The sequence below is a fragment of the Pseudoalteromonas sp. SiA1 genome (assembly GCF_018732205.1).
Lineage (GTDB): Bacteria > Pseudomonadota > Gammaproteobacteria > Enterobacterales > Alteromonadaceae > Pseudoalteromonas > Pseudoalteromonas tetraodonis.
On the sequence record NZ_CP076084.1, the window covers coordinates 2,310,091 to 2,328,300 of the forward strand.

Consider the following 18,210-nt stretch of genomic DNA (forward strand, 5'->3'; position numbering starts at 1 on the left):
TACTCATTGCTAAAAATTGCGATTATGGCATTTTAACATGAAATATTACTCTGAATAAAATAAACACTCGCCCTTATTGCAAGCATGTGGATAACTTGACTTTGTATACTTACTGAACCATAACTAAATGGACTGTATAAAAACAAACCAATTATAACCAAACAGTAATATATCCTTTTATGGAGAGCACGCAATGATACTAAATCACCTATGGGGTTTATACGCCCATCCACTCGAAGAATGGCAAACAATTGATAACCGTCACGAAAGCTTAACCTATAGCTTATCGCACATTTTGCTTATCGCTTTATTTCCCTCTGCAATGGGGTACTACTCATCGGTTTACTTAGGCTGGAGTATAGGTACAGGTAATCCAGTATTTTTAACCCATGAAAGCGCACTGATGATTGGCGCAGCCATGTATGTCGCTTTAATTGGCGGTGTATTTGCACTGGCCTATTTAGCCCATTGGATGGCGGTTACTTTTGGTGCTAAACCGACTTTTACCCAAACAATTGAGCTGGCAGCTTATACCGCTACACCGGTGTTTATGTCGGCATTGGCAGCTTTTTGGCCTGAGCTGTGGTTTGTGGTGTGTGTTGGATTAGTTGCACTCGCCTACTCAGTTTATTTACTGTACACCGGCGTGCCAATTTTGATGCACATTCCGCAAGAGCGCGGCTTTATTTATGCAAGCTCTGTTGTTACCTGTGGATTAATTTTACTGGTTATTATATTAGCACTTACCGCTATGCTATGGACCAACGGTATTATCAGCCCCATGTTTACTTAAATATTCCTTTTCTATAGACGCAAAAAAGGAGCTGTTAAGCTCCTTTTTTTATTAGCCTTAAAATACTATCAGGCTAACATTACATTATTAATCAGATTCGTTTTCATCTTGATTATGTATTTCTAAACCAGATGACATTGCGTTTTCACGGATGCTTTTAGCTGAATCGTTGCGCAGCTTATCTATACGGTTTAAGTAATCTTGATCAATGTCGCCAGTAATGTATTGTCCGTCAAACACTGATGTTTCAAACTTAGTGATCTCTGGGTTTTCTTGGCTAACGGCAGCAATTAAATCGCTTAACGATTGAAAGATTAAACCATCAGAGCTAATGCTTTGGTTAATATCTTCTACTTCACGGCCGTGTGCAATAAGTTCTGCCGCAGATGGCATATCTATACCGTATACATTTGGAAAGCGTATTTCAGGTGCTGCTGATGCAAAGTAAACATTTTTAGCGCCTGACTCGCGTGCCATCTCTACAATTTGTGCTGAGGTGGTACCACGTACAATTGAGTCATCAACAAGTAGGACATTTTTACCTTTAAACTCACGATCAATCGCATTGAGTTTTTGGCGAACTGATTTTTTACGAAGCTCTTGGCCAGGCATAATAAACGTACGACCAATATAACGATTTTTAACAAAGCCTTGGCGATACGGTAAGTCAAGCACGCGTGCCATTTCTAATGCAATATCACACGAGGTTTCAGGAATAGGAATAACCACATCAATGTCTTTGTCTGCCCATTCACGCGCTACTTTTTCACCTAACTTAGTCCCCATATTTACACGCGCTGCATACACTGACATGCGGTCAATGGTTGAATCCGGTCGTGCAAAATAAACAAATTCAAAAATACACGGTGAGTAAGACACTTTATCTGCACAGCTTAAAGAGTGAAACTCTCCATTTTCAGTGACATAAATAGCTTCGCCTGGGGCAACGTCACGAACAAATTCAAAACCGTCAGGCTTTAATGCTACGCTTTCTGAGGCAAACATGTATTCAGTGCCGTTTGCTGATTCACGTTTACCAAACACCAATGGACGAATACCGTTTGGATCGCGAAACGCCACAATACCATGACCGATAATCATGGCGATAGTGGCATAACCGCCACTTACTTTATTGTTAACTTCAGTAACCGCGGTGAAAATATCTTCAGGGTCTAATTTTAGTTTGTCTGATTTACTTAGCTCATGCGCCATGATGTTAAGTAAAATTTCAGAATCAGAGGTCGTATTAACATGGCGACGTGCCTCTGAAAATAACTGCTCTTTTAACGACTCGGCATTGGTTAAGTTACCATTATGCGCAAGCGCTATACCAAATGGAGAGTTTACATAAAACGGCTGAGCCTCTGACGAACTTGAAGAACCCGCTGTTGGGTAACGCACATGGCCAATGCCAATATTGCCTTGCAAACGTTTCATATGACGAGTGTGAAATACATCTTTCACTAGGCCATTTGCTTTGCGCAAGCTAAATGTATTGTTCTCAATAGTTATGATACCCGCAGCATCTTGGCCACGGTGTTGCAAAACGGTTAAGCCATCATAAATCGCCTGATTAACTGGCGATGTTCCGACTATTCCAACGATACCACACATGTAATTTATCCTCGCCGATTAACGGTTTACTGAATTTAAAAAGCTCGAGTTGTTTTCTAGGTACGAAAAGAACCATTCAACTACAAAGCCAAATTCTGGAATCAAAATAGAGTTGCCCCACCAATGCGTACTTGGCGCACCAGTAAAAGCATCAAGAAAGAAGAGTAACGCGCTCACGACCAACACGCCTCGAAGAGCACCAAACACCACACCAAAAACACGGTCTGTGCCGGATAATCCGGTTCGCTGTACAAGCTCACCTAAAATATAGTTTAGTAAACCGCCTAACAATAGCGTCGCAAAGAATAATATGGCAATGGCCGCCGCATTTCTTAAAAGGGGTTCAGAAATGGATGTTAGGAAGGAAGCTAAATATTGATAAAATAAGCTGGAGATGATGAAAGCCCCTGCCCATACCGCTAATGACATAGCTTCTTTAATAAAGCCGCGTATTAAACCGATGATGGTAGAGAGTGCAATAATGCCAAGAATGGCGTAATCAACCCAGATCATAAGAACCAATTAGTCGCTAATTTTGGGCGCATTCTATACCTAAACCTCCTTGTGATGCAAGTTTAAGCGTGAGATTACAGGTGAGTAAACACACACCATTATTAGATTAAAAATAGCGCAGTCTCACCGTTATAAAAACAACAAACATTTTGTTTATAGCGCATCTATTTTGCTATTTTTGTGTGGGCATTGATAAGTAAAGGAGCGAAGCTAAAAATGCGATAAAGGTCTATTTAAACGTATAAAATAAGACGAGGTAAGTGTGTAATATCTCGCGATAAACACACTTCCTTTTATTGAATTTATTTGGTCACTTCAAATTGGGTGACTTTACCGTTGAGTTTGGTTAACTCTTTAAGTGCAGGAAGTTGAGATTGCAGTTCTTGTTTATTCAGTGATGGTCCGACAAAAACTTTCGTTAACGTCCCATTTGGCGTTTTAACTGGTTTAGTAAAAGTTTTAAACCCTTTAGCCTTGAGCTTAGCTTGCAGCGCTTTTACATTGGCTGCATGTGAAAAACTACCTAACTGAATAACATACGCCATGCTAGTTAAGTTTTCGTTAGCTGGGCGCGTAGGTTCTTGAATTGCAGCCGTACTGCTTTGGTTTGTATCAGGTATTACCGCTTCAACCATTGCAGGCTGGTCGGTAATGTCTGTTTGAGCAGCACTGTTTTGCTGTTCAAATGCGGCATCATCAGGCTGAATATCTTCAACTTCATCCTCTTTTAAAGGCTGTGCATTTGCCACTTTTTGATCGATTGATTCTTGCAAATCAATGGTCTTGAACTCAGAGCGTTCTGGAATCGCTTTAAAGCCTTCTTTATAGTGCACTTTTTCACCATCGAGTATATTGGGAATAAACACAATTGCTGCGATCACCACAATACTTGTTCCGACTAAGCGATTAATAAAACCTGAGTTCACCGACATCCTCTCTATTTTTTAAAGTAATGAATAGCGCCAGCCACGGTAAAAAATGAACCAAATACAATTAATAGTGTGTTAGTTGGCTGGTTTGGCAAGATAGCATCCAATGCTGCCTCTACGCTATTATAACCCTGTTTAAAATAACTATTAGGAATGCTTAAAAGTGCCTGATGTAAATTAGCAGCGCTATCGCCGCGTGGGCCCTCTAAGCTCGCAAACGACCATTCATCTACTACATCACTAACTTCTTTAAGCACACCAACCTTATCTTTATCAGCAAGCATAGCGGCTAATGCATGAATTTTAAAGCCTTTATCTTTATAGCTTGCTAATTTAGTCGCTAAATAGCGAGCTGATTCAGGGTTATGTGCTACATCGGTATACACTAATGGCTCTGCACTTAGTTGTTGAAAACGTCCCTCAACGACTAAGTTCGCTAAACACTGAGTAATCACCTCATCGCTCGGTAATAAGTTTAGTACCGATAGAGCGGTTAATGCCGTGGCTACATTTTGACATGGGATTGCTGGTTTAGGTAACTCAAGATTATGCTCTTTAAATTGCCAACTAAAACTCTGCGCGTGCTCTTTAAAAATAAAGTCGCTGCCAGATAACACCATATTAGCGTTAATTTCTTTACCATAATCGGTCATTGTATGTGGAATATTTAAGTCCCCAATAATTGCAGGAGTACTCTCTCGAAAAATACCCGCTTTATCATAAGCAACTAATTCACGCGTGTCACCTAAGTATTCTTTATGATCTAAGTCGATGGTGGTAATGATGCTGGCATAGGGGGTAACAATATTGGTCGCGTCAAAACGCCCGCCTAAACCTACCTCTAACAGCACGTAATCAACCTCTAAACGCTTGAATATTGCTAACGCGCCTAAGGTGCCATATTCAAAATATGTCAGTGGGGTGTCACCACGACCTTGTTCTAATAAATTAAACGCATCGACATGGTATTGATCGTCAAGCTCTGCGCCATCAACGCGTACGCGCTCATTGTAACGAATTAAATGCGGAGAAGCATACGTACCAACACGATAACCTTGGGCTAATAACAGTGACTCTAAACAACGTGCTGTTGTGCCTTTGCCATTGGTGCCTGCAATAAGAATGATTTTACTTGAGGAGGTTAAAAGCCCAATGTTGTTAGCAACACGAGCAACGCGTTCTAAACCCATTTCTATATTAGCAGGGTGAACACTCTCTAAATAACAAAGCCAATCATCAAGGCTTGATGATTGGCTAGGAATTGTTTTTGTCATAGCATGTAATCAGTAAAGCTGAAATTTACGCTACTCTATGCTCTTGTTCCGTAGAAGGCAAGTTCATAAATTTTGCTAAGATACGTGCTAGCGTATCGCGCATTTCTCGACGGTCTATAATCATGTCGATTGCGCCATGTTCTAACAAGAATTCACTGCGTTGGAAACCCTCTGGTAGCGTTTCGCGAACAGTTTGTTCAATAACACGCGGACCGGCAAAACCAATCAAAGCTTTAGGCTCTGCAACATTAATATCACCAAGCATTGCCAATGATGCTGATACACCACCCATTGTTGGATCTGTCATTACAGAAATAAACGGTAGGCCTTTTTCAGTCATTTTAGCCAGTGCCGCACTGGTTTTAGCCATTTGCATAAGTGACATAAGGGCTTCTTGCATACGAGCACCGCCCGATGCAGAAAAACAAATCAGCGGCATATTATGCTCTAAACATTGGTCAACCGCGTCAACAAAACGAGCACCCACTACCGATGCCATTGAGCCACCCATAAATGAGAATTCAAATGCAACAGCAGCAACCGGAATGCCTTTTAGGTTCCCTTTCATTGCGACAAGCGCGTCTTTTTCACCGCTTGACTTTTGAGCTGCATTGATACGATCTGAGTATTTTTTTGAGTCTCTAAATTTAAGCACATCTTTAGGTTCGTGTTGGGCACCTAACTCGTGACGATCGCCTTCATCTAAAAACTGTTCAAGACGTTTACGACCACTAACACGCATATGATGATCGCATTTAGGGCATACGTTCAGTGATTTTTCTAATTCTGCTTTATATAAAATTGAATCACATGACGTACATTTAGCCCATACACCTTCTGGAATTTCTTTACGACCTGAAGATTTAGTCGTTTTTGGTAAGATTTTTTCTAGCCAACTCATTTGCAACTCTCTTAATGCTGTTCTGTGTCGCGAGTCTACATGTTAACCATGCAAACAAATTTTTCCAATTAAAACATGAATTACGCTGTCACGGTATAAAAAACTGGTCTTAGTAGTTAGCAATACGAATAACAGCGTATAAATTTAGCCTCAAAATATACACATCTCGTTACTTATCAAATATCACTGTCGGCTAAAAACAATGGTCCTAGCGGCGTTCTAGGGATATTAAAATGATCTGGATAATCAACATCCACTAAATATAAACCTGCTGCTTTTGCTGTAGCGCTCGCTTTAGCTCGCTCTTTAACATCTAGCAGCTCTTTTAACCAAATTGGTTCATGTTTATGTAAGCCAATATCCATTAAACAACCCGTAATATTACGTACCATATGGTGTAAAAACGCATTGGCTTTAATATCAATAATGACATAAGCACCTTGGCGCTGTACCGATAAATGATGAATCGTTCGCGTTGCCGTATTAGCTTGGCAGTGCAGCGCTCTAAACGAGGTAAAGTCATGCTCACCTAGTAAATATTGACACGCCTGCTGCATTTTCACTTCATCTAGTGGGTGATGAAAATGTGTAACACCTTCATTTAATACCGCACCACGAAACGCATAATTGTAAATAACATAACGATAACGACGAGCAGTTGCACTAAAGCGGGCATGAAAGTCTTCCGCCACAGGTTGTGCAAAACGAATAGCAATATCTTTGGGTAATAAGGTGTTCATACCTAATGTAAAGGCCACCATTTCACGCTCAGCATGTGTATCAAAATGCACTACTTGTCCAGTGCCATGTACACCGGCATCGGTACGCCCTGCACATACAATTTCAACTGGATGATTACAAATGCGCGACAACGCTTTTTCTACTTCTTGTTGTACACTATTTACGTGTGATTGACGCTGCCAACCACTGTAACGTGCGCCATTGTATTCTACTCCAAGTGCTACTCGCATAATTACTGCTTTACCTACTGTGCTAATCGACGCTGCATTTTATGCTATATGGCGTCCCAATAAAAGCAGCGAACTAAGGTTCCTAACTATGCAATACAAAAAACCCGCTATTAGCATCACTAATAACGGGTTTTCATATCAACCATACCTTACAGGAGCTTGGTTATTAATTTTTAAGTTTAGCCTTTAAGCTTTGCGCTTCTTCTTGCACATCATCCGGGCCATTATTAATGATCTCATCCAGGATTTTAACTGCTGAGTCTGCATCATCAATCTCAATATAGGCATGTGCAAGATCAAGCTTAGCTGAGTAACCCCCGCTTTGGGTATCAACATCCATAGGGTTATCACCAGCCAGAAGTGAATCATACTCACCTAAACCAACATCCATATCGACGTCTGTGTAAGGTTCGTGATCTAAATCAGCTTCATCGCTTTGCTCTAACAATGCATCAATATCAACAAAGTCATCCTGCGCTAATGGCTCAGTAACCTCAGGTTGCTCAATAGGCTCTTGCAACGAGGATGCGCTTTCGTCAGCTAAGTCTTCACTTAGTAAGCTATTAAAATCAACATCAAACTCACTGCTGTCACTTAAATCAACATTTTCAGGTTCTGCCAGTTCATTAAGCAAGGCATCAAAATCAGTTTGTGTTAAATCAGCCATGAACTCATCGTCAAGCTCATCATCTGAAATCATGTCTGATTCTGGCGATACTGGGCTTTGCGTTAAATCTGCTTCACGGTCAGCGTTCGTTTGCTCGTCAGTAAACTCTGATGATTCAGCTAAAACATCAAGTTGTTCATCATCAAACTCATCGTCTGTGCTAACGCTTTGCTCATCTGTAATTTGTTCAGTCAGCTTTTCAGGCTCTGAAGCTTCATTATCTAGACCTTGCGCAGTGTTTGACTCTGAAAACTCATTGTCTAGTAATAATTCATCATCAAAATCGTCTTCTAAGCTATCGAGATCATTGCCTGCGGATAGTGCATTAGCGAGATCTTGCTCTGCTTGACTTGGTGACATACCCGTTGCATCACCGTCTAAATTATCACCTTGAAGCTCTTCTGGTGTTAGTGATTGATGCTCTTCATCAGATAAAGGCAACTCATCATCAAGCTCTAACTCAGGATACTCTTCAAGCTCTTCACTCGGTGTAACTATTTCTGGCTCGTATAGCTCATCGTCATCTGTCGATAAATCATTGTTTTGGATATCACCAGCAAGCGGATCATCACCTAAATCAATTTCATCTTCATCAAGCTCATCGTTTAAATCGTCGAGTGACCAATCAGGAACGTGCTCATCTTCATCGCTTGTTTGCTCAAGTTCACTTAAAAGATCATCAACGCTTTTAAAGTTTTCACCGTCGTACTCGTCGAGCGCATCTTCTGGGTCGAGTAAGGTTGAAGACGTATCGGTAAAGTCATCTTCTGATTCAACGTCAAACTCAGGATCTTGTTCAAGCTCTGGTTCTACTTCAAGCTCTGGCTCTACTTCAAGTTCAGGCTCTGCTTCAAGCTCCGGATCTGCTTCAAGCTCAGGCTCTGCTTCAAGCTCAGGCTCTGGCTCTACTTCAAGTTCAGGCTCTGCTTCAAGCTCCGGATCTGCTTCAAGCTCAGGCTCTGCTTCAAGCTCAGGCTCTGCTTCAAGCTCAGGCTCTGCTTCAATTTCAGGCTCTGCTTCAAGCTCAGGCTCTGCTTCAAGTTCAAGCTCTACTTCAAGTTCAGGCTCTGCTTCAAGCTCAGGCTCTGCTTCAAGCTCAGGCTCTGCTTCAAGTTCTGGCTCAACTTCAAGTTCAGGCTCTGCTTCAAGTTCTGGCTCTGCTTCAAGTTCAGGTTCTGCTTCAAGTTCTGGCTCAACTTCAAGCTCTGGTTCTGCTTCAAGCTCTGGTTCTACTTCAAGTTCAGGCTCTACTTCAAGCTCAGGCTCTGCTTCAAGTTCAGGCTCTGCTTCAAGTTCAGGCTCTGCTTCAAGCTCAGGCTCTGCTTCAAGCTCAGGCTCTGCTTTAAGTTCAGGCTCTGCTTCAAGTTCAGGCTCTGCTTCAAGTTCAGGCTCTGCTTCAAGTTCAGGCTCTGCTTCAAGTTCAGGCTCTGCTTCAAGCTCAGGCTCTGCTTCAAGTTCAGGCTCAACTTCAAGTTCAGACTCTGCTTCAAGTTCTGGCTCTGCTTCAATTTCTGGCTCAGCTTCTACTTCAAGTTCAGATTCTGCTTTAAGTTCATCATCTACACCATCAACTGACCAATCTGGTGTTTCTACATAGTCGTCGGTAGGTTGTTCTAACTCACTTAACAGATCATCAATACTTTCAAGGTTTTCATCGTTAAATTCATCTAAGGCATCCTCTTGATCGAGTAATGTAGAAGATGTATCGGTGAAATCACCTTCAGATCCAACGTCAAACTCAGGCTCAGGTTCAAGTTCTGCTTGAAGCTCCGGCTCAGCTGCAACTTCTGGCACAGCTTCAAGTTCTGGTTCTAGTTCAAGCTCAGGCTCTACTTCAAGCTCTGGTTCTACTTCAAGTTCAGGCTCTGCTTCAAGTTCAGGTTCTACTTCAAGTTCAGGTTCTTCTTCAAGCTCCGGCTCAGCTGCAACTTCTGGCTCAGCTTCAAGTTCTGGTTCTACTTCAAGCTCAGGCTCTACTTCAAGCTCAGGCTCTACTTCAAGCTCTGGTTCTACTTCAAGTTCAGGCTCTGCTTCAAGCTCTGGTTCTACTTCAAGTTCAGGCTCTACTTCAAGTTCAGGCTCTGCTTCAAGCTCTGGTTCTACTTCAAGTTCAGGCTCTGCTTCAAGCTCAGGCTCAGCTTCAACGCCTGGCTCTGGCTCTACTTCTGGCTCAGCAAAAGATGAAACGATAGATTCTACATCTTCACTATTTAACTCTTCTTGCGCGTCAGCTAAATCTTCAATTGAGTCCGCCAATGCATGATCTATTTCAGAATCATGAACATCACTTTCAGGTTGCTCCGCATCCAGTACATCGTCAATATCTACTTCGTCTTCATCAACTAGGCTGTCGATGTCTGGCTCTTCACTTTGAGCTTCAGTAGCCGATTGTTCTGCATCAAGTAAATCGTCAATATTAACTTCGTCATCTTCATCTACTAAGCTGTCAATATCCGCGTCTTCACTCTCTGCAGCAGCGGGTTGCTCTGCATCAAGCAAGTCATCAATGTCAATCTCGTCATCTTCATCAACTAAGCTGTCAATATCAGTTTCTTCACTCTCTGCAGCAGCGGGTTGCTCTGCATCAAGCAAGTCATCAATGTCAATCTCGTCATCTTCATCAACTAAGCTGTCAATATCCGCGTCTTCACTCTCTGCAGCAGCGGGTTGCTCTGCATCAAGCAAGTCATCAATGTCAATCTCGTCATCTTCTTCAACTAAGCTGTCAATATTAGTTTCTTCACTCTGTGCAGTAGCGGGTTGCTCTGCATCGAGTAAATCGTCAATATCAAATTCGTCATCTTCATCAACTAAGCTGTCAATATCGGTTTCTTCACTCTGTGCAGTAGCGGGCTGCTCTGCATCGAGTAAATCGTCAATATCAAATTCGTCATCGTCTGCTGATGTGTCAGTTGCCTGCTCATTATTTTCATCAAGTAAATCATCAATGTCGAAGTCTTCGCCCTCTTCGGCGAGCTCTTCACTGAGTGCAGCCATATCATCATTCGATTCACCTTGGGGTTCATCTGGTAATGAATCGTCATCTTCTTCATCAAACAGGCTATCTAAATCATCCGCACTTAAAATATCATCCGATTCGTCAAGATTAATTGTATCGCCCGTGTCATCTTCATCAGGGCTATCAAAATCTTGTTGCATGAAAACATCAAGTTCATCGCCCTCAGTATTTTCATCTTCAAAAACAACATCATCATTAAGTAAGCTTTCTAACTCATCTTGATCTAATAAACTGTCATCATCGAGATCATCATTAAACTCCACATCATCATCAAGTAATACGTCATCCATGTTCTCATCTAACTGCACACTTAAATCATCAAGTGGATCGGGAGCAGGCGCTTCGTCAAGCGTGGGTTCTGGCATTTCATCTAGAGGGTCAGTATAAGCAGGCGCTTGTGGTATAAATTCATCATCGTTACTCTCAGGCTCTTGGTTATTACCACGCTTACGCAGCCACATAACTACAGCAAAAATAATCAACAACGCTGGAATGGTCATTAATAAAATGAGTACCAAAGGACTCGAGAGTAATGCAGCAAAGCTAAATTCATTCTCTTGCTCTGCATCTTTTAATTTTTGCTGTGCAATGATCTCGTTTTGCTTAACGATTAATTCTTTTAACTGTTGTTGAATTTCACTATCTTGCCCTAGTTGTAAACGAACGTTTTCTAACTCGTTTGAAATACCTGTCAGCTGTTTTTTAAGGTTGTTGTTTTCAACTAAAATCTCTTCTACGTTACTAACCGAACTTTTAAACTGCTGCTGAAGCTCAACTAATTTATTACCTTGATCTGTTTTAATCGCTTTTAATTCTTGTTGTAATTCTTTTTTGGCTTCATCAACGTCTGCTTTGCGGGCTTGGGTTACTTGTGTTTGTGCTGAATTGATCTCTGCTTGAGTGAGTGTGCCATTTTTCTTTTTTTCCCACAGTTCATCGTCTTGCTCAGAACGTTGCTTAGCTAATTGCGGGTTTACTCGTCTAATTTCTGCCAAAGTAGGTATTTTTAAATACGAACCACTTTGCATGTGATTTAAGTTTTGTTCTAAAAATGAGTTGGGGTTTTTGTTATACAAGGCCTGCATAACTTGATAAATGCTGACTGAGTTATCTGGGCGAACTTTAACGGCAATACGCCAAAGTGTATCGGTTGGTTTTATTGGCCCAATAGAGCGACCCTGCGCGCCGTAATCTGCGCCTTTAGGCCCTCTTAATTGGGTACTGTCTTGAGAGTAAACAGTCGTTACCATCAGTGCAGACGCTAATATAATAAGTGAAACGAAACCGCGCATGCTGATCCTTTAATGTTTAAATGTTAACGCAGCGCTTTAAAATTGGCGCTTAAACATTGATTATTCTTGCCGTTGTTAGCCACGTGGCCAACGCACATTTTTATTACAATCTATTTTTATTGCAAGCTCTATTCCAGTTACAAACTATAAACCAGTTAAGCCATAATATCCATCGCAACGCATTGAAAATAAATACCTTAAACATCATGATAAAAATGTTTTTATGTTGTTTATCAAGATGTTTACACTCTCTCAGTTAATAAGTGGCAAAAAAATGGCGGTTAAAGCATAAAAAAACGGCAAACCACTGTGGTTTGCCGTTAATTGAAATTATCACTATTTTCAGGCTAATTACATATAATTAGCAATCAGTTCTTCTGCTATTTGTACACTATTGGTTGCAGCCCCTTTTCGGGTATTATCACTTACTACCCACATATTTAATCCATGTGGGTGTGAAATATCAGCACGTAAACGGCCGATATAAACAGTATCATTACCACTGGCATCCGACACAGCCGTTGGGTAGTCGCCAGCATCATCAATTAGCTCAACACCTGGCGCATCACTCAAGAGTTGCTTTACATGCTCAAAATCATAAGGCATACGCGTTTCAATATTAATTGACTCAGAATGACCAAAAAATACAGGGACGCGAACACAAGTCGGGTTTACCGCAATGGTTGTATCGCCTAAAATTTTATGCGTTTCGTTTACCATTTTCATTTCTTCGCGCGTATAGCCGTTATCTTCAAAGCTATCGATTTGCGGTATTACATTAAACGCAATTTGCTTAGGAAATATTTCGTTTTCCATTGGGCGTGCATTCATTAAATTTGCAGTTTGTTTAGCCAGTTCATCAACTGCCTCTTTACCCGCTCCCGACACCGCTTGGTAAGTTGAAACGTTAATACGATCAATGCCGTATGCATCATAAATAGGCTTAAGCGCAAGCATCATTTGAATGGTTGAACAATTAGGGTTGGCAATAATATTACGATTTCTAAAATCGGCTAAACTCGATGCATTTACTTCTGGCACAATGAGCGGCACTTCAAAGTCATTTCTAAAATGAGATGTGTTATCAATAACGATACAGCCAGCGTCTGCGGCGATAGGGGCATATTTTTCAGATACACTGCCACCAGCAGAAAATAAACCGATATGCGCTTGGCTAAAGTCAAAGCCTTCAACATCACGTACTTCTATGGTCTCACCACGAAACTTTATATCTTCGCCAGCACTGCGGCTGCTTGCTAATAAAAACAGCTGATCGACCGGAAATTTACGATCTTCCAAAGTTTCAATGATTTGACGACCTACAAGGCCTGTAGCGCCGAGTACGGCAACGTTATATTTTTGCGACATATTTCATCCTCTGTAAGCACGATTAAAACAACCGTGCTAATTAAATTAGTTTGCTGTAGTAAAACCAAGCTGCGCAAGTGCAGCAAGCTCGGTGCTATCACCTTCAACCACCACGGTGCTAAACTCACGTCGGGTTGGATAATTTTTTCGTAAACTGTCAAAGCCTTCATCGGCCAAGTGACGCAGTAAAATGCCATCATCACGGCGTACGTCATAAACTAAGTGCACTAAACGGGCTATATCTGTTTCGCTAAAACTACTTCCTAGGGCGACTTTTTTAATTGCAGGAGGCGGTAAAAAATCATCAAGTGATTTTATTGCGTTAACCCCTTTTAGCTCACACAAGCTTTGATACAACATTTGTGTACCCCGAGCTTTACCCTCAAGAGTATGTCCGGCAATGTGCACACTGGCATAGCGAACATGCTCAAGTAACTCGGTTAAAATGTTAGGTTCGTTTTCCCAGACATCCAACACTAAATCGAGCTCAGCGCCTGCTTCCATCACCTCAAGTAATGCTTGATTATCAATCACATCACCTCGGCTGGCGTTAATTAAAGTAAGTCCAGGTTTAAGCGTAGTTAAGCGCTTTTTATCAAGCATGTGCAGTGTTTTATGCGTACCTGTTTTTACTAACGGCACATGAAACGTGACTATATCTGACTGCGCTAATAGCTCATCAAGCTCAACTTGCTCGGGTAATAGCCCTTGCTCATGCTTTATTGGGTCGCACAATAGTAAATTAACGTTAAGTGCTTTTAGCTTGTGCGCGAGGCAACTACCAATATTACCCACACCCACAATACCAATTGTTTTCCCGCTTAATGGGCTGGCGTTTTCTTGACTTAATGCAAATAAACTACTGATCACATATTCAGCAACCGCAATCGCATTACAGCCAGGCGCACTGGTAAAATCAATATTTCTTGCGTTGAGCAAATCGGTATCAATATGATCCACACCAATAGTGGCTGTACCTACAAAGCTTAGCTTATTAGCCTGTGCTAATAATTCACTATTGACCTGCGTGACTGAACGAGTGAGTAATACATCAACATCAATGAGTTTTTCTGGAGTTAATTGCCTGCCATCAAATCGTTCAACCTCACCCATATCTTTAAAGAATTGCTCAACTAAAGGCATATTTTGATCGGCAAGAATTTTCATTGTGAATCCGTTTGGCAAAATGAGACCCTATTGTAACGAACAACCGCCTATTTGCACAAACGAAAAAGCCGAGCATTTTGCTCGGCTTTAAAATAGTTAAAGGTTTACTTAGCCTTTGTATTTGCTCATTACTAATGTGGCATTGGTGCCGCCAAAACCAAAACTGTTAGACATAACCGTATTTAGTTCAACGTCTTTGGCTTCAGTTACAATGTTCAAGCCCGCTGCTTGCTCATCAAGCTCATCAATATTGATAGATGGCGCAACAAAACCATGCTCAAGCATTAGCAATGAAAAGATGGCTTCGTGTACACCTGCCGCACCCAGTGCATGGCCTGTCATTGCTTTAGTTGCGCTGATCATTGGCGAGTTACCACCAAATACTTCTTGAATAGCGCCCAGCTCTTTCACATCGCCTACGGGTGTTGACGTACCATGGGTATTCAAGTAATCAATGCTATCAACGTTTTGCATTGCTTGGCGCATACAACGTACTGCGCCCTCACCTGATGGTGCAACCATATCGTAACCATCTGAGGTTGCGCCGTAACCGGTAATTTCAGCATAAATGTGCGCGCCACGTGCAAGTGCGTGTTCTAGCTCTTCAACAACCACAATACCGCCACCGGCTGAAATCACAAAACCATCACGGTTAGCATCGTATGTACGTGATGCTTTTTCAGGTGTGTCGTTATATTTAGTCGAAAGCGCGCCCATAGCGTCAAACTCCATCGCTAGCGTCCAGTGAAGTTCTTCACCACCACCTGCAAAAATAACGTCTTGCTTGCCTAGTTGAATTTGCTCAACGGCATGGCCAATACAATGCGCAGAGGTTGCACACGCAGAGCTAATTGAATAGTTAACGCCTTTAATTTTAAATGGCGTTGCTAAACAAGCCGAGGTGGTGCTCGCCATAGTACGTGGCACCATGTAAGGGCCAACGCGCTTAACGCCTTTTTCGCGAAGGATATCGGCCGCTTCTACTTGCCATTTTGATGAACCGCCGCCAGAACCCACTAATAAACCAGTGCGCTCGTTTGATACTTGTTCGTCGCTAAGGCCCGCATCTTCAATCGCTTGTGCCATTGAGATATAAGAATAAGCCGCTGCATCACCCATAAAGCGCATTGCTTTGCGGTCAACATGCTCTTTAACATCAATATCAATTTTACCTGATACATTGCTGCGCAATTTGTAATCAGCAAATTCTTGGTTAAAAGCAATACCGCTTTTACCCGCTCTTAGTGACTCTAATACTTCTTCTTTATTATTGCCGATGCTTGATACAACACCGATGCCTGTTATTACGGCTCTTCTCATGGGTAATTCCCTTAGCTTAATACTTAATTGTGTTCTATTTTACGCGAATTTAATCACCTAAGTGGTCAGCTTTCTAGCGTACACTTGTACTCTGAACCTACAGCTTATAAATAACGCCAGACTATTTCAAAGAAAACACGTAAAATAATTAAAAAATTATCTATAAAATTGAATTGGTCATGATAAAAAACGCCCACATACACTTTAATGATTTAGGGACACCGGTTGCTAATGACTTTGATGATGTTTATTTTTCTAATGACGACGGCCTCGCTGAATCTCATTATGTGTTTTATCGACAAAACAATATAGAGTCACGGTTACAAAATCATGACCGTGAGCACTTTGTTATAGCCGAAACCGGTTTTGGTACAGGGCTTAATTTTTTAAATGCATGGCAGCAGTTTTATGACCACCTGCAATGCCCACAAGTTCAAAGTCAACAGTCTAATAACGTGCAACGACTGCATTTTATTTCTTTTGAAAAATATCCACTTAGCGTAAATGATTTAAAACAAGCCTTGCAAGCTTGGCCTAGTTTAAGTCATTTAAGCGCCCAACTCGTCTCCCACTACCCGATTAATTTAACCGGTTGTCATCGCCTTGAATTTGCCAATGGCCTTGTGGTGCTCGACCTCTACTTTGGTGATGTGTTGGAATGTATTAATAGCATGAGCTACCCACAAAGTGGACTCGTTGACGCATGGTTTTTAGATGGTTTTGCACCGAGTAAAAACCCCGACATGTGGCAGCAAAGTGTATTTAACGCCATGGTTGATATTTCCAGATGCAACGCGACATTAGCCACGTTTACCGCTGCGGGCTTTGTTCGCCGTGGTTTAATTGAAGCGGGCTTTAGCATGCAAAAAGCTAAAGGCTTTGGCCGAAAACGAGAGATGCTAGTTGGCACACTCGCTCAGGCTAATTCAAAACAATCGGCCCCCGCCTATTTTGAGCATCACTTCTCTCCCCTTACCAATGTGGCTGTTATTGGCGGTGGTATAGCCAGCAGTTGTATTCTTTATAGCCTTGCGAAACGCGGTATACCAAGCCACTTATTTTGCCAAGATAAACAACCGGCCATGGGGGCATCTCACAATGTACAAGGGGCGATATATCCGCATTTACAAGCAAAAAATTCGCCACACAGTGAACTATTTGCCCATAGTTTTTTATACGCAAAGCGGCTTTACAATCAATTACTCAACAATGGCTTTTTGTTTGATCACCAGTGGTGTGGTGTGCTGCAACATGCAGTAAAAAAACCATTGGCAGAGCGTCATCAAAATCTCTCTGATAAACAACTGTGGCCAGAGCAGCTTATGCGAAATGTGACTGCTGATGAGGGTGATGCTATTGCTGGGGTTAAAACAGGTTACTCAGGGGTGTTTTTTGAACAAGGCGGCTGGGTTAATCCCCCGCAGTTAGTCAGTGCTATGTTAGATGCCGCACAGCAATTAAATGAGTTTGAGAGCCTATTTAATTGCCACATTGAGCAACTTAACAAACAACCCGATGGCTGGTACTTAACCACGCAAAAACAAACATTTGGCCCTTTTAGCGATGTGATTATTTGCGCCGGTGAACACAGCGATGCATTTGCGCAAACTAAAACGCTCCCTATTGTTGGCGTACGCGGACAGGTGTCACATGTTCAAGCAAGCACGCAATCACGTAAGCTAAAAACCGTGTTGTGTCATAAGGGGTATTTCACCCCAGCTTATTTAGATCACCATTGTATGGGCGCCACCTTTGAAAAAAACAGTAAAAGCCGTGAAGTGACCGAGCAAGACAACCACACTAACCGCGAGCAACTGCTGAGCTTTTATAACAACACTGAATTTGCCACCAGCTTAGGCGATATTAGCTCTGCTAAAGCCGCTGTTCGCTGTAGTTTTATTGATCACTTACCTATGGCCGGTGAATGGGTGGAGCAAACTGACTATACACATGCATTTGCTAATTTACGTTTGGGTAAGCGCTATCAATACCAAGCATTAAAAAAACCACAACAGGGCCTGCATATTTTTACCGGCTTTGGCGCGCGAGCATTATGCAGTGCACCGCTATCTGCCGAGCACCTAATTAGTAGTTTAAACAATGAACCTCGCCCACTAAGCGAACGCGTAAGCCAAGCTATTCACCCAGGCCGCTTTATTGTTCGTGACCTTATTCGCAATAAAATTTAAAGGTAATAAGACCTACAAAGCCCTTTACTGTAATTACCAAGAACGCAGTGTAGGTATTAGCTTATACCACCGTAGCTTTGTAACCGAAGTAAGTATAATGATCGAGTAAAAAGTTCTAAAAAACGCCTTAAAAAATAGCTAATTTTAATACTCAGTTAAGTAATAACTTTTAACTAATATGTTTTTTTTAAAT

12 protein-coding genes are annotated in these 18,210 nt (G+C 41.7%); 2 read left to right on the forward strand and 10 right to left on the reverse strand.

Annotation, left to right across the window (positions count from 1 at the left end; genetic code table 11):
- Positions 1-193 precede the first annotated feature (193 nt).
- A complete protein-coding gene (locus KK487_RS10695; protein WP_008111059.1) occupies positions 194-793 on the forward strand; it encodes a Yip1 family protein in 600 nt (199 codons plus the stop codon).
- 87 nt (positions 794-880) lie between these two features.
- Here KK487_RS10695 and purF read toward each other — a convergent pair whose 3' ends face one another.
- From purF to fabB, 10 genes are all read right to left on the reverse strand, one after another.
- Entirely contained in the window at positions 881-2,407 is a 1,527-nt protein-coding gene (gene purF, locus KK487_RS10700) for an amidophosphoribosyltransferase (protein ID WP_013465461.1), read from the reverse strand.
- 18 nt (positions 2,408-2,425) lie between these two features.
- Complete coding sequence (locus KK487_RS10705) at positions 2,426-2,920, reverse strand: CvpA family protein (protein WP_016899266.1); 495 nt, start codon at positions 2,918-2,920, stop codon at positions 2,426-2,428.
- A 302-nt stretch (positions 2,921-3,222) separates the two neighbouring features.
- On the reverse strand, positions 3,223-3,846 hold the full coding sequence (locus KK487_RS10710) for an SPOR domain-containing protein (protein WP_013465463.1): 624 nt from the start codon (positions 3,844-3,846) through the stop codon (positions 3,223-3,225).
- Between the two features lie 11 nt (positions 3,847-3,857).
- A complete protein-coding gene (folC, locus tag KK487_RS10715) occupies positions 3,858-5,123 on the reverse strand; it encodes a bifunctional tetrahydrofolate synthase/dihydrofolate synthase (protein WP_016899265.1) in 1,266 nt (421 codons plus the stop codon).
- A 25-nt stretch (positions 5,124-5,148) separates the two neighbouring features.
- The gene (accD, locus tag KK487_RS10720; RefSeq protein ID WP_013465465.1) at positions 5,149-6,024 is read right to left on the reverse strand and encodes an acetyl-CoA carboxylase, carboxyltransferase subunit beta; all 876 of its coding nucleotides are present in this window, start codon (positions 6,022-6,024) and stop codon (positions 5,149-5,151) included.
- 176 nt (positions 6,025-6,200) lie between these two features.
- Complete coding sequence (gene truA / locus KK487_RS10725; RefSeq protein ID WP_016899264.1) at positions 6,201-6,995, reverse strand: tRNA pseudouridine(38-40) synthase TruA; 795 nt, start codon at positions 6,993-6,995, stop codon at positions 6,201-6,203.
- 166 nt (positions 6,996-7,161) lie between these two features.
- Positions 7,162-11,973, reverse strand: coding sequence for a FimV/HubP family polar landmark protein (locus KK487_RS10730; RefSeq protein WP_215521755.1), 4,812 nt, complete (start codon positions 11,971-11,973; stop codon positions 7,162-7,164).
- 351 nt (positions 11,974-12,324) lie between these two features.
- Positions 12,325-13,341, reverse strand: a complete 1,017-nt coding sequence (locus KK487_RS10735; protein WP_013465468.1) for an aspartate-semialdehyde dehydrogenase — start codon at positions 13,339-13,341, stop codon at positions 12,325-12,327.
- 45 nt (positions 13,342-13,386) lie between these two features.
- Positions 13,387-14,508, reverse strand: a complete 1,122-nt coding sequence (locus KK487_RS10740; protein ID WP_016899263.1) for a 4-phosphoerythronate dehydrogenase — start codon at positions 14,506-14,508, stop codon at positions 13,387-13,389.
- A gap of 108 nt (positions 14,509-14,616) precedes the next feature.
- Positions 14,617-15,828 carry a beta-ketoacyl-ACP synthase I gene (gene fabB / locus KK487_RS10745; protein WP_013465470.1) on the reverse strand — a complete coding sequence of 404 codons (1,212 nt, stop codon included), beginning with the start codon at positions 15,826-15,828 and terminating at the stop codon, positions 14,617-14,619.
- A 179-nt stretch (positions 15,829-16,007) separates the two neighbouring features.
- On the opposite strand from fabB, the gene mnmC reads away from it, so the two are divergent.
- Positions 16,008-18,017 carry a bifunctional tRNA (5-methylaminomethyl-2-thiouridine)(34)-methyltransferase MnmC2/FAD-dependent 5-carboxymethylaminomethyl-2-thiouridine(34) oxidoreductase MnmC1 gene (gene mnmC / locus KK487_RS10750; protein WP_016899262.1) on the forward strand — a complete coding sequence of 670 codons (2,010 nt, stop codon included), beginning with the start codon at positions 16,008-16,010 and terminating at the stop codon, positions 18,015-18,017.
- Positions 18,018-18,210: the final 193 nt, after the last annotated feature.